The sequence below is a fragment of the Alcanivorax sp. IL3 genome (assembly GCF_047495465.1).
GTDB lineage: Bacteria > Pseudomonadota > Gammaproteobacteria > Pseudomonadales > Alcanivoracaceae > Alcanivorax > Alcanivorax jadensis.
In genome coordinates, this window is sequence record NZ_CP179931.1 from 1840648 (window position 1) to 1854545 (window position 13898).

Here is a 13898-nt window from a genome sequence, read left to right on the forward strand (position 1 = left end):
CGCGTGTTAATGGCGCTTCTTAACTTTCAACTTTCAACTTGTTACTGATTATAGGCAATTAAACGGGTTTTGACGTCTGCTCAGGGGTTGCCAAATGCAACGGTGTGTTTCCCGTGGCAAAGGCCGCGGACATGAGCTTGTGGGTATAACTGTGTTGTGGCTGGTCAAAGATAGCCTCTGTATCGCCTTGCTCAACCACCTTGCCATCCTTCATCACCATCACCCGGTGACAGATGGATCGTATGACTTTCAGATCATGGCTGATAAACAAATAGCTGAGATCATGTTTCTCTTGCAGGGATTTGAGCAGTTCCAGGATCTGATATTGCACACTCCGATCCAGGGCTGAGGTGGGTTCATCCAGAATCAGCAGCTCGGGTTCCATGATCAGGGCACGGGCAATGGCGATACGCTGCCGCTGACCGCCGGAAAACTCATGGGGGTAGCGATGTCGTGCTTCGGCCGGAAGGTCCACTTCTTCGAGCATCTGGATGACTTTGGCATCCCTTTCCTGTCGAGACAGGCTGCCGGCGTGCACGGCCAGACCTTCCGCCACGATCTGGCCCACGGTCATGCGCGGATTGAGGCTGCCGAATGGGTCCTGGAAGACCACTTGCAGGCGGCTGCGCCAGCCGCGCAGCTGCCGGGGGGTTAGTTGTCGCAGATCGGTACCGTCCATGAGGATCTGGCCCTGGCTCTTTACCAGGCGCAACAACGCCAGCGCCAGAGTGGATTTACCAGAGCCGGATTCGCCGACAATACCGAGGGTCTCGCCGCGCCTGACGCAAAGATCAATCTCATCCACCGCCCGCATCAACGGGGCAGGGGAGAACAGGCTCCGGCGCTTTTCCTTGAAGGTGACCGCCATGGTACTGGCTTCCAGAAGCAGCGGTGCATCCTCCGCCAGTGGCGGCATCCGGCCTCGGGGCTCCGAGTCGATCAGATGGCGCGTATAGGCCTCCTTGGGCTGTTCCAGCACCTGTGCCGTGGGGCCGGCTTCCACTTTCTTGCCGCGATGCATGACAAGAATGTCATCGGCAAAGCGGCTGACTACCGCCAGATCATGGCTGATCAGCAGGATCGACAGGTTCAGTTCGTTCTGCAACCGCTTGATCAGCGTCAGAATAGTTTCCTGAACGGTCACGTCGAGAGCGGTGGTGGGCTCGTCGGCAATCAGAATCTGTGGATCGTTGGCCAGGGCCATGGCAATCATTACCCGCTGGCGCTGGCCACCACTGAGCTGGTGCGGATAACGGCCCAGCATTTCCGATGTAGCAGGAAGCTCAACCTGGCCGAGTAATTCCAGGCAGCGCGCACGGGCCTTCTGCCGGCTCATTCCCTGATGAACAAACAGGCTTTCGTTGATCTGTTTTTCCACCGTATGCAGAGGATTCAGGGCCGTGAGTGGTTCCTGGAAAATGGTGCCGATACGGCCGCCGCGCAGGGCGCGTTTGCGGTTTTCCGTGAGCCCGAGCAGGTTTTCGCCATCAAGAGTCAGTGTGTCGGCGTGCCAGCTGGCACTATCCGGCAACAGATCAAGGATCGACAGGGCGGTCAGGGACTTGCCGGAACCAGACTCGCCCACCAACGCCAGCATGTGGCCGGGTTCCAGATCCAGGGACAGGTTATCTACGGCCACATCCTGGCCAAATCGAATGGTCAGACCACGCAGGGATAGGAGGCTCATTGCAGAAACTTCCTCGTGTCGAATGCATCACGAACGGCTTCGCCGATAAACACCAGCAGGGTCAGCATGACCGTGAGTGTGGCAAAGACGCTGATTCCCAGCCAGGGAGCGTGCAGATTGGCTTTCCCCTGACCCACCAGGCGGCCCAGGGAAGGCGCATCGGGGGGTAGACCGAAACCGATAAAGTCCAGGGAGGTGAGTGTCACCACGGCACCGTTGAGAATGAAAGGCAGGAAGGTGATGGTGGCCACCATGGCATTGGGCAGCATATGGCGGAACATGATCACCGGTGTGCGCACCCCCATGGCGTGAGCGGCGCGTACATAGTCCATATTACGACAGCGCAGGAATTCGGCCCGCACCAGGTCCACCAGTGTCATCCAGGAAAACAGCAGCATGATGATCAGCAAAATCCAGAAGCTAGGCGTCACAAAGCTGGAAATGATGATAATCAGGAACAGGGTCGGCATGCTTGACCAGATTTCCAGAAAGCGCTGCCCGGCCAGATCCAGCCAGCCACCGTAGTAGCCCTGAATGGCACCAACAATGATGCCGACAATGCTGGAGAACAGAGTCAACATCAGCCCGAACAGTACGGAAATACGAAAGCCGTATATTAATCCGGCGGCCACATCGCGGCCCTGGTCATCGGTGCCGAGCCAGTTTTCCGCCGAGGGTGGGGCAGGCGCGGGTTCGCTCAGATCGTAGTTGATGGTGTTATAGCTGAATCGAATCGGCGGCCAGAGTATCCAGCCATTCTCTTCGATCAGATCTTTTACCACCGGGTCCCGGTAGTTGGCTTCCGATTCGAAAAAGCCGCCAAAAGTGGTTTCCGGGTAGGCATTGAATACCGGGGTGTAGAGGTCGCCGTCATAGTGAACCAGCAAGGGCTTGTCGTTGGAGATGAATTCCGCGCCCAGGCTGAGGATAAACAGCACAAGGAAAATCCATAACGACCAGTAGCCCCGGCGGTTGCTGCGAAAAGCTTGCCATTGGCGGGCCGATACCGGATTGCTGAAACGCAGGGAGGGTAGAGCCATTAGTTATCCCTCCGTTCAAAGTCGATGCGCGGATCCACCCACATATAGGTCAGGTCGCTGACAAGCTTCAGCAACAGGCTGATGAGGGTGAAGATGAACAGGGTGCCAAAGACCACCGGATAGTCGCGGTTGATCACCGATTCAAAGCCCAGCAGCCCGAGCCCGTCCAGGGAGAAGATGAATTCGATCAGCAGTACACCGGTAAAGAACATGCTGATAAAAGCGGCGGGAAAACCGGCGATGATGATCAGCATGGCGTTGCGGAACACATGGCCGTAGAGCACCTGCTTTTCACTCAGTCCCTTGGCTCGGGCGGTTTGCACATACTGTTTGCGAATTTCGTCCATGAAGGAATTTTTGGTCAGCATGGACAGGGTGGCGAAGTTGCCGACCACGATGGCGATGGTGGGCAGTGTGATATGCCAGGCGTAGTCGACAATCTTGCCGAACAGGCTAAGCTCATCAAAATTGTCAGAGGTAAGGCCGCGAAGCGGGAACCACTCGAAATAGGAGCCGCCGGCAAACAGCACGATCAACAGGATGCCCAGCAGAAAGCTGGGGATGGCAAAGCCGACAATAATCGCGGTGCTTGACCAGACATCAAAGCGAGAGCCGTCTCTGACTGCCTTGTGAATGCCCAGTGGAATGGAAATCATGTAGGCAATCAGGGTGCTCCACAGCCCCAGAGAGATGGACACTGGCAGGCGTTCTACAATCAGCTCGGTGACGGAACGGTCCCGGTAATAGGATTCGCCGAAATCGAAGCTGAAATAGTTTTTTATCATCAGCCAGAAACGTTCATGGGCAGGCTTGTCAAAGCCGTACATCTTTTCAATACGTTCCACCAGCTCCGGTGGCAAACCCCGGGAACCACGGTATTCGCCGCCGCTGACGGTGTCCGCACTGCCGCCGGCAAAGCTGCTGCCGGTGCCGCCGCCGCCAATTCCTTGCAGTTCCGCCAGGGTCTTTTCCACTGGTCCGCCGGGAGCGGCCTGTACCACCAGAAAGTTCAGTAACAGGATGCCGAACAGAGTAGGAAGAACCAGCAGCAGCCGTTTGGCAATGTAGTAGCGCATCATTTCGCTGTGCTATCCCACCAGGTATCCAGGGCCGCATCCATGCCAACGTACTTGCCAAGTTCAGGGTGTCGCAGGCGGGACTGGTAGGCGAGTCGGTATTGGTCGGAATACCAGTTGAAGACACTGTAATGCTGCCATTGCAGCACCCGGTCCAGGGCCCGGCAGCGGGTAATCAGTTCTTCACGGGTCTGGGCTGCGACGATCTTGTCCACCAGCGCATCCACAACCGGATTCTTGATGCCAATCAGGTTGCGGCTGCCGGGCTGTTCGGCAGCCTGGGAAGACCAGTATTCTTGCTGTTCATTGCCCGGTGAGCTGGATTGCCCCATGCGATACACAATCATATCGAAGTCGAAATTCTGGATGCGCTCAACCCACAGGGACGAATCCACCTTGGAAACGTTGGCCACAATACCCAGTGCCTTCAGGTTACGGGAGAAAGGCAGAACGATGCGCTCAAAGGCCGGAGAGCTGAGGATAAACTCGAAGCGAACCGGCTTGTTGTCCGGGGTGTAAAGCTGTCCGTCGCGGAGCTGATAGCCGGCTTCCTTGAGCAACATGGATGCCTTGCGCAGATTTTCACGGGGACGACCAGACCCATCGGTTTTGGGAGGCTGGTATTCCTTGTTGAAAACCGCTTCCGGTAGTTGCTCTCGGTATGGCTCCAGCAATGCCAGCTCCGCCTTTGAGGGAAGACCCGTGGCGGCCATTTCGGAGTTATCAAAGTAGCTACGGTTCTGTTTGTATTGTCCGTAGAACAGATTGTCGTTGGACCATTGGAAGTCAAACGCGTAACCAATCGCCTCTCTCAGGACTTCATCCTGGAATAATTCCTTGCGCAGATTGAAGATGAAGGCCTGTGCGCCCCAGGGGTTTCCGTGGCTGACTTCATCAGTAACAATCTTGCCGCTTTCGAAGGCCGGGCCCCGATACGCTGTGGCCCAGAGTTTGGAATTGTTTTCATGGCGCCAGTCGTAGCGACCACTTTTGAAGGCTTCCAGAGCCGCGGTTTCATCCAGATAGTAATCATAGATGATGCGATCGAAGTTATTACGTCCCTTCATCACAGGCAGTGATTGCGCCCAGTAATCCTTGCGGCGCTGGTAAACCACTTTCTTGCCGGGTTTCGCTTCGGCCAGGCGGTAAGGGCCTGAGCCAAGGGGCGGGAGCATGCCGTCTTTGTCGAACTCCCGATCTTGCCAGTGGTGCTTGGGCAGCACGGGAAGCTGGCCGATGATCAGCGGCAGTTCCCGGTTGTCACTGGCCTTGAAGTGAAAGGTAACGGTGCGCGGATCGTTGATTTCCACGCGTTCAACGGCTGCGTAGTAGTAGCTATAGAAAGGCTTGCCTTTCTCCATCAGGGTGTCAAAGGTCCAGGCCACATCGTCGGCCTGCACCGGTTCTCCATCTGCGAAACGGGCCTCCTCGCGAAGGTGGAAACGCACCCAGCTGCGGTCATCCGGCCATTCGATGCTTTCTGCAAGCAAGCCGTACTGGGTGAAAGGTTCGTCTTCACCGCGCACAGTGAGTGAATCGTACAGGTAGGAGTTGTCCAGATACGCCATGCCAGCGGCGGCGCGGCCCTTGGAGACAAAGGGGTTGAGAGAGTCGAAACCGCCGATCACATGCAGCCGCAGCTCGCCGCCTTTGGGGGCGTTGGGGTTGGTGTAATCAAAATGCGAGAACCCGGGGGAATATTTGGGCTCGCCATGCATGGCAATGGCGTGGCTCTTGTGGATTTCGGCATGTGCCAATGCTGTGAACGCACACAGCCCAACAAACAGCCCACGCAGCACAGTGCTGTGAATGGCCATAATGACTCCTTTTTTTCATGCGGCACGCTCACGGGCAACATGCAACGGGCTATAGCAACAATGTCGTCGCTGCTCCAGGTATCGTGGCGTAATCAGTGCTGGCCCACCAGGAATAAGCGTGGCCATGCTTGTTACATGCCAGCGTGAAGCGTGCGCGCGTTATTTATTTTTCATCCACCAGGTATCCAGACCCAATCCGAACGGGATCGGTTCCGAAGGGCGGGAAAATCTGTCCCACCAGGCAACCCGGTGATGGCGAATATGGTAATTCAGGACGCCGTAATGCTGGTAGCGCAACATCCGGTCCAGCGCTTGCAGGCTGAGCACATACTCGGCTTCTTGCTCAGCAGACAGGGCAGTGCGAACCAGAAAATCGACAACCGGGTGGCTAATACCCGCCAGATTCTTGCTGCCGGGGATATCTGCACTGCTTGAAGCGAAATAATCGGTCAGCTCCGGTCCGGGATAGTCGCGTACCGGCAGTACAAACAGCACCACATCATAGTCGAAGTTGTCCAGCCGCTCCTTATAGGCAGCGGGTTCTACTTCCCGGTAATCGGCCTCAATGCCCAGACGCTGCAGGTTACGGAACCAGGGGGCGACGATGCGATAAATGCCGGGGTTGTGATAATTGAGAACGGTAAAGCGGAGCGGCTTGCCTTGCTCGTTGACCAACTTGTGATCCTGCAGGCGCCAACCGCTTTCCTGCAGCAGTGATAGTGCCTCGCGCATGCGGTTGCGGATCTGGCCGCTGCCATCATTCACGGGAGGATGGATATCAGCGCTGAAGAAATTGTCCGGCAGATGCTTGGCTTGATCAGCCAACAGCGCTTGCTCTTCAGCGGTTGCGGGAACCGGGGCAGTGTAGGGGCTGTTGGGAAACCAGCTGACAGTGCGGCTATAGGCATTACTGAACAGGTTGCGGTTGGACCATTCGAAGTCAAACAGCAGGCTGGCAGCCTTACGGACGTTCAGGTCATTAAACGGGGCGCTGCGGGTATTGAAAAAGAAAGCCTGCACCGGACGAGGCATCTGGTGAGGGATTTCCTGTTTGATTATCTGACCCTGTTCAACGGCGGCAAAGTCGTAGGCGGTGGCCCAATGCTTCGAGCTGTAGTCGTAATGCAGGTCATAATCGCCAGACTTGAAGGCTTCAAAACCCACATCAGCATCGCGGAAAAACTCGAAAATCACTTGATCGAAGTTGTAACGGCCGCGGTTAACAGGTAGATCCGCTGCCCAGTAATCCTTGACCCGCTGGAAAACCACCTGCTTGCCCGGTTTGACTGAGCTGACCTGATAAGGGCCGCTGGAGAGTGACGGAGTCAGGGTGGCTCGCTCGAAATCGTGCTTCTCCCAATAATGCTTGGGGAGGATGGGGATCGAGCCGACCACCAGGGGTAAATCCTTGCGGCCTTCCTTGAAGGTGAACCTCACCGTGAGCGGGTCCACCGCCTTAACATCGGCCAGGTCAGCCAGCTGCAAGGTATACTCGGGCTTTCCCTTGCTGAGCAGAATCTCAAAGCTGAACACCACGTCTTCGGCGCGGATCGGGTGGCCGTCATGGAAGCGAGCCTGTTCGCGGATGCGGAAAGTGGCCCAGCTGCGGTCATGAGGATATTCCACCCATTCGGCGATCAGGCCATAAGCGGCTCCGGGTTCATCGCCCAGCCGGTTATGGGACTGGTTGCCCATCAGCAAACTGTCGGCCAGCTCGGTGACACCGTACATCTGCATGCCGGGGGTATCAGCCGGGCTAATGCCCTTGAGAATATACGGGTTGAGGCTGTCAAAGGAGCCCTGGCCATAAAGACGCATAGTGCCGCCTTTGGGGGCATCCGGGTTGACGTAATCAAGGTGCTGAAAGTCGGCGGGGTACTTGAGGTTGCCGAAGGGATGGTAGCCGTGGCTGCGGGTTACCTCGGCGTGGCAAGCCACGCCGAGGAGCAGGGCCACAAGGGCCAGTAAGGGTCTAGAACGTTTTGCGAATATCAACGTAGAGTGTCAGCCGTTGCCCGGGTTTAATGTAACGATTGCTGGCTACACGGTCGTTCCAGCTCTTGATGTCGTTCACCGATACATTAAAGCGGTCTGCAATGGCATACAAGGAGTCTCCGTTGCGTACTGCATAGCGTAGCTTGCGGACCATCTTGTCATTTTCCGGCGGGACGACGCTGCTGCTGTTCTGGGCGGATTCACTCCACACGGCCAGGGACTGGCCGATGCTAAGGCTGTCGCCGGGGGCCATGTTGTTCCATTTGGCCAGTTCCTTCACGCCAACACTGTAGCGACGGGAAATTTCCCACAGGGTGTCGCCGGATTGCACGGTGTAATTGACCCGTTGCCGACCTTTGCGCTCCCGGGACTGATTGGCGGCCAGGCGCGAATCTTCACTCAGGCTGTAGTCGCCTTTCCCGGAGGAGGGCCCCGGAATCAGGAGGGTTCGACCGGCGATGATGGTGTTGCCGTTGAGCTTGTTGATGCTGCGCAGGACCTGCGGCGTGGTGCGATGTTTGCGAGCAATGGCGCCCAGGTTATCGCCGGGGCGGATTTCGTAGCGGGCCCACTGCATGCGCTGGTCCCGGGGCAATTCGGCCAGCCCGGTACGGAAGCGCTCTTCCCGGTCAACCGGAACCAGAAGACGGTGTGGACCATCCGGCGAGGTGGCCCAGCGGTTAAAGGAAGGGTTAAGCAGATAGAGCTCTTCCACGGAAATATCCGCCAATCGGGCGGCCTGGGTCAGGTCAATCTGGCCACCGATTTCCACGCTGCTGAAATAGGCTTCGTTACGGATCGGATGCAGGGTGACGCCGTAGGTTTCCGGCTCCTGCACGATCTGGGCAATCGCCAACAGCTTGGGAACGTAGGCGGTGGTCTCCCGCGGCAGATTCAGGTTCCAGAAATCCGTGGGCTTGCCCGCCTCTTCGTTGCGGCGGATGGCTCGCGACACGGTACCGCCGCCGGCATTGTAGGAAGCCAGTGCCAGTAGCCAGTCGCCGTCAAAGCGGTTGGAGAGCTTTTGCAGGTAATCCAGAGCTGCGTTGGTGGATTTGAGAATGTCCCGTCGTTGATCCTGCCACCAGGTGCGCTCCATGCCGAAGTAATCACCGGTAGACGGAATGAACTGCCAGGGGCCAGCGGCTCGGCCGTGGGAGTAGGCGAAGGGGTCAAAGGCGCTTTCCACGATGGGCAGCAGGGCCAGCTCCAATGGCATGTTGCGCGCTTCTGCTTGCTCGATGATGTAGTGAAGGTAGCGCTCGGATCGGGTGGTGACACGGGTGAAGTATTGCGGGTGGCGGGCGTACCAGTCGCGCTGGACGCGAATGCGGTCATTTTCCACTTCCAGATCAAGGCCATAACCCTGACGTAGTCTTACCCATAAATCGTTGTTGTCTTTATCTTGATCCGGGCTGCTTTCCACGGGGGTCGGCTCGTCCATGCCGTTGGCGAGATTGACATCGTCCACCGACGGTTCGGCGGCGGGCATGGGAGGAAGCTCATCCAGGGACTGATTCGAGGCACAGCCTCCCAGGACTCCCAAGCCCAGACACAGGGCGAGAGTGGTAATTTTTTTCATAATAATAACGACAGCAAAATATTTTAGTCATTTTAGGGGCATGCAAAGGGCCCCCACAAGCAGTCTCAGCTAAAAGTTGTCTTTCCAGCGACGCAAGGCGGCAAAACACTGCATATCAGAGCCGGCCGTTCCCGCTTCCCGGGCTTCGCAGGCGCGCTTGAGTGTCGGCTCATGGGCGCGCAGAAAGGGGTTGCTGCGTACCTCTTCTTCCAGGGTGGAGGGCAGGGTGATCTGACCCGCCTCGCGGGCCTGGCGCACGGTGTCGAGGCGTTTTGCCACAGCATCGTCATCCGGGGTGACTGCCGCAGCAAAAGTCAGGTTGGCCAGGGTATATTCATGGGTACAGAATACCTGCGTTTTAGCGGGCAGGCTGGCTAGCCGCTGCAGTGAGTCAAACATCTGCGCCGGGGTGCCCTCGAACAGCCGTCCGCAACCGCCGGCAAACAAGGTGTCACCGCAGAACAGCCAGCAGCGGTCTGTGTCGTGGAAGGCGATATGGCCAAGGGTATGGCCGGGAACTTCCATGACTGCCAGGGTCATGTCCACGCCTGCTGGCTGGATGGTGTCGCCTTCGGCAAGCGGGTGCGTCATCCCGGGGATGGTTTCCCTGGCAGGCCCGTAAACGGGAATATCCCTTTCCCGGAGTAGAGCAGGAATGCCGCCGACATGGTCCGGATGATGGTGAGTCACCAGAATGCTGGTGAGTCGCAGCCCGTTGTCCTTAAGGAACTGCTCGACTGGTGCAGCATCGCCCGGGTCCACCACCACGCAGCGGTCCTCCTGGCGGATGGCCCAGATGTAATTGTCGCGAAATGCGGGGATGGCGGTGGGGCTTGGCAACATGTCGTGCTACGCTCCTGAAAAACGGCAATCTTTTGTGATCAGGGGTCATTGTCCGTCATGCAACTGCCTCCACTCAACCGTATTTCCTATAATGCTTCTTCACCGGAGCTGGGCCGCAATTTTGATAACTGGCTGGACAGCGAGCCAGGTCAGGCTTTGCTGGCCGCAGAGCGAGCCATGCTTGGGGAGTGGTTGCGCAGCCAGGCCGGCCAGCGTGCGGTGGCCCTGTATAGTGGCAGCGGTCGGGATATGTTGGCCGAGAGCCCGCTACCCTGGCAGACCAGCATCTCTACCGAAGGCTTCGGAGGCACCCGGGTTCGCGCCCGGCTCGAGCTGTTACCCCTGGCCAAGGCCAGTGTGGATCTGCTCCTGCTGCACCATGTCATGGACTTCAGTCATGACCCCCACCAGGTGTTGCGTGAAGCGACTCGAAGTATTGCGCCTGGCGGCAAGGTGGCCATTATCGGCTTCCACCCGATCAGCCTGATGGGGCTGGCTCGGTGGTTCTTCTGGCGGAAGCGGCCGGGCTGGTCCGGGCGCTTTTACCGGCCCACCCGGCTCACTGACTGGTTGCAGGTATTGGGATTTGAGGTCGATGGCATGGCCAGTGGCTTCTATACTATGCCGCTTTCCGACCGTGGCCGGGAGCGGCTTGGGCTGCTTGAGTGGCTGGGTAGTCTGCTGTGGCCCCGCCATGGCAACGCCTATTTACTGGTAGCCCGCAAGCGGGCCGGCATTGCCAAGTTGTTGCCCAGCCGGCAACACAAGGTGCCGCGCAATACAGTGGTGCCCGTACCGGTTGCCCGCTGGGGACAGCAAAACAAGGAGTCCTGATTCATTGAAGCAAGTGATTATTTTCACCGACGGCGCCTGCCGCGGTAACCCCGGCCCGGGTGGTTGGGGAGCGCTACTGCGTTACGGCACCACCGAGAAGACGCTTTTCGGTGGTGAACCTGATACCACCAACAACCGCATGGAGCTGATGGCCGCGATCATGGCCCTGGAAGCGCTGACAGCGCCCTGTCAGGTAGTGCTGACAACGGACTCGCGTTATGTCATGGATGGCATCACCAAGTGGATGGCCAACTGGAAGAAGCGGGGCTGGAAAACCGCATCCAGGCAGCCGGTGAAAAATGCGGATCTGTGGCGACGCCTGGATGCGGCCTGCGAGAAACACACCATTGAATGGCAATGGGTCAAGGGCCACAGCGGACATCCCGAGAATGACAAGGCCGATGCACTCGCCAACCGTGGCATTGATGAACTGCTTCAGAAAAAAGGAATGCCGAGCTAATGCGTCAGGTAGTACTGGATACGGAAACCACCGGCCTTGAGCCTAATGATGGCCACCGGGTGATCGAGATTGGTTGTGTAGAAGTGATTAATCGTCGCCTCACCGGCAACAGCCTGCATTTGTATCTCAATCCGCAGCGCGAGATCGATGAAGGAGCGCTGGCCGTTCACGGCATCAGCACCGAGTTCCTGGCGGACAAACCCACTTTCGACAAGGTGGCGGATGAATTCCTCGCCTTTGTGGATGGTGCGGAGCTGGTGATCCATAACGCCCCGTTCGATGTGGGCTTCCTCAACCACGAGTTGCGCCGCCTTGGCAGCCGCTATGGGACCATGGAGCAGCGCTGCGGCGTGCTCGATACCCTGGTAATGGCGCGGCAGAAGCATCCGGGGCAGAAGAACAATCTGGATGCGCTGTGCCGCCGTTATGGGGTGGAAAACGGCCACCGGGAGCTGCACGGGGCCCTGCTCGACGCGGAGATCCTTGCCGACGTCTACCTGGCGATGACCGGCGGCCAGACCCGACTGTCACTCGACGGCAATAACAGTGCAGAGCAGGGCGGAGAGATGGCGGCTGAGGCTATCCGCCGGCTGGATGGTCAGCGCCCGGGGCTGACCGTGGTGCGTGCCTCGGATCTGGAGTTGCAGCGGCATCGCGACAAGCTGTCCGCCATCGCCGACAGTAACGGTGAGCCCACCCTGTGGGACCGGCAGGAAGAAGACAGCCCGCTGCATTGATGAACGCCTGACGCAAAAGAATCAAAAAAGGCGGAGATGGGTTTAATGCCCATTTCCGCCCTAAGACCACTATTTGCGTCAGGTGTCAGGTATCAGCTAGTGCCCCTTGTCTGGAGATACCTGGAATTCACTGACATCGTGGTGTTCGATCCAGCCCTTCTCGTAGAGATAATCCGTTGCCGGCCCCAGTGCCATCATCGACATGAGCAAGCCGGTAATCGACATGACGATGGTATAGGGCAGGGCCATGACGACCATGCGTCCGTAGGACAGCCGCACCAGCGGCGCCAGCGCCGAGGTCAGCAGGAACAGGAAGGCGGCCTGGCCATTCGGAGTGGCAACCGAGGGAATATTGGTGCCGGTGTTGATGGCCACTGCCAGTAAATCGAATGTGTCCCGATCGATTTCACCCTTCAGTAGTGCCTGACCGACTTCATCCACATAGACCGTCGCCACAAAAACATTATCGGACACCGCCGACAGTACCCCATTGGCTACATAGAAGGCTGGACCCTGGATCTGTTTTTCCAGGCTCAGCACGTATTCAATGATCGGTGCGAAAAGTTGCTGGTCGGCAATTACCGCCACCACGGCAAAAAACACCGTCAGCAGGGCGGTAAACGGCAAAGCTTCTTCGAACGCGGCACCCAGACGGTGTTCCTCGATGATGCCGGTAAAGGAGGTGGCCAGAATGATCACCGTCAGACCCACCAGGCCCACGGAGGCGGCGTGGGTAGCCAGCCCGACCACCAGCCAGACGGCGGTGAGCGCCTGTACCACCAGAGCGGCCCGGTTCTGCATGGTCCGTTTGCGGTCCTGCTCCAGGGCGTATTGGCGCATGATGCCCCGGACCTTTTCTGGGATGTCTTCGCCATAACCAAAGCTGCCGCTAATTTCCAGGAACACGCAGGTCAGTAGGCCCATGACCAGAACCGGCAGGGTGATTGGCGCCATCCGCAGGAAGAATTCGCCGAATTCCCAGCCTGCCTTGTTCGCGATCAGCAGGTTCTGAGGCTCGCCCACCAGAGTGCAAACCCCGCCCAGGGCAGTGCCCACTGCTGCATGCATGAGCAGGCTGCGCAGGAAGGAGCGGAAGCGGCGAAGGTCTTCGCGGTGTAGGTCTTCAACACTGGTGTCGTCGCCGTGATCATGCTTCTGCTGAAAGGTCTTGCCTGAGGCCACCTTGTGGTAGATGCCGAAGAAGCCGGTACACACTGCAATGACCACAGCGGTAACGGTGAGCGCATCCAGAAAGGCCGAGAGAACTGCAGCCGCCACACAGAACAGCAGGCTCAGGCGTACCTTGGATTTCACCCCCAGCAGGATGCGGGTAAACAGGAACAGCAACAGATCCTTGAGAAAGAAAATCCCCGCCACCATGAAGATCAGCAGCAGCATCACCTCCAGGTTGCTCTCAACCTTGTGCAGTACCGTCTCCGCAGAGGTGAGCCCAATTAGTACCGCTTCAATGGCGAGCAGGCCGCCCGGCTGGAGCGGATAGCACTTCAGTGCCATGGCCAGAGTAAAGATGAACTGCGCCAGCAGCAGCCACCCGGCGACGACCGGACCCAGAGTCAGGTGGATCAGCGGATTCACTGCCAGGAAGGCAATGATGGTGTACTTGTACCAGGCGGGAGCTTGCCCAAGAAAGTTGTGCAAAAAGGCACGGCCAAGCGTGGCTGACATGGCGGAATCCTGCGCGAGGGATGAACGGGGTTTTTGCGGTCGCAATCATACGGACTTGCCTTGCCCCAGTACAGTGCAGATGGCGGGGAGCGGGACCGGACGATGGTAGGGGTTGACACTCAAGCAGCCGGTTTAGGGTTG

Annotated in this window: 11 protein-coding genes; 3 read left to right on the plus strand and 8 right to left on the minus strand. The window is 58.0% G+C overall.

Annotated elements, in window-relative coordinates; all coding sequences use genetic code 11:
* Positions 1-58: 58 nt before the first annotated feature.
* The 7 genes from ACMG4M_RS08605 to gloB form a co-directional block, all read right to left on the minus strand.
* Positions 59-1687: an ABC transporter ATP-binding protein gene (locus ACMG4M_RS08605; RefSeq protein WP_272961880.1), complete on the minus strand. Its 1629-nt coding sequence runs from the start codon at positions 1685-1687 to the stop codon at positions 59-61.
* Positions 1684-2727: an ABC transporter permease gene (locus ACMG4M_RS08610; protein ID WP_035244205.1), complete on the minus strand. Its 1044-nt coding sequence runs from the start codon at positions 2725-2727 to the stop codon at positions 1684-1686. The genes ACMG4M_RS08605 and ACMG4M_RS08610 overlap by 4 nt, the downstream gene beginning before the upstream one ends.
* Complete coding sequence (locus ACMG4M_RS08615; RefSeq protein ID WP_035244207.1) at positions 2727-3803, minus strand: microcin C ABC transporter permease YejB; 1077 nt, start codon at positions 3801-3803, stop codon at positions 2727-2729. Before ACMG4M_RS08615 ends, ACMG4M_RS08610 begins: the two co-directional genes overlap by 1 nt.
* Positions 3803-5620: an extracellular solute-binding protein gene (locus tag ACMG4M_RS08620; protein WP_414429826.1), complete on the minus strand. Its 1818-nt coding sequence runs from the start codon at positions 5618-5620 to the stop codon at positions 3803-3805. The genes ACMG4M_RS08615 and ACMG4M_RS08620 overlap by 1 nt, the downstream gene beginning before the upstream one ends.
* 159 nt (positions 5621-5779) lie before the next feature.
* Positions 5780-7576, minus strand: coding sequence for an extracellular solute-binding protein (locus ACMG4M_RS08625; RefSeq protein ID WP_414429827.1), 1797 nt, complete (start codon positions 7574-7576; stop codon positions 5780-5782).
* Between the two features lie 16 nt (positions 7577-7592).
* The gene (locus ACMG4M_RS08630) at positions 7593-9197 is read right to left on the minus strand and encodes a LysM peptidoglycan-binding domain-containing protein (protein ID WP_277672706.1); all 1605 of its coding nucleotides are present in this window, start codon (positions 9195-9197) and stop codon (positions 7593-7595) included.
* 69 nt (positions 9198-9266) lie between these two features.
* On the minus strand, positions 9267-10040 hold the full coding sequence (gloB, locus tag ACMG4M_RS08635) for a hydroxyacylglutathione hydrolase (protein ID WP_035244214.1): 774 nt from the start codon (positions 10038-10040) through the stop codon (positions 9267-9269).
* Between the two features lie 57 nt (positions 10041-10097).
* On the opposite strand from gloB, the gene ACMG4M_RS08640 reads away from it, so the two are divergent.
* The 3 genes from ACMG4M_RS08640 to dnaQ are packed head-to-tail and all read left to right on the plus strand — an operon-like array spanning position 10098 to position 12071.
* On the plus strand, positions 10098-10874 hold the full coding sequence (locus ACMG4M_RS08640) for a class I SAM-dependent methyltransferase (RefSeq protein WP_035244215.1): 777 nt from the start codon (positions 10098-10100) through the stop codon (positions 10872-10874).
* A gap of 4 nt (positions 10875-10878) precedes the next feature.
* The gene (rnhA, locus tag ACMG4M_RS08645; protein WP_035244217.1) at positions 10879-11334 is read left to right on the plus strand and encodes a ribonuclease HI; all 456 of its coding nucleotides are present in this window, start codon (positions 10879-10881) and stop codon (positions 11332-11334) included.
* Positions 11334-12071 carry a DNA polymerase III subunit epsilon gene (gene dnaQ / locus ACMG4M_RS08650; RefSeq protein ID WP_035244219.1) on the plus strand — a complete coding sequence of 246 codons (738 nt, stop codon included), beginning with the start codon at positions 11334-11336 and terminating at the stop codon, positions 12069-12071. The genes rnhA and dnaQ overlap by 1 nt, the downstream gene beginning before the upstream one ends.
* Before the next feature lie 96 nt (positions 12072-12167).
* Here dnaQ and nhaB read toward each other — a convergent pair whose 3' ends face one another.
* Positions 12168-13757, minus strand: coding sequence for a sodium/proton antiporter NhaB (gene nhaB / locus ACMG4M_RS08655; protein WP_035244221.1), 1590 nt, complete (start codon positions 13755-13757; stop codon positions 12168-12170).
* Between the last annotated feature and the right edge of the window lie 141 nt (positions 13758-13898).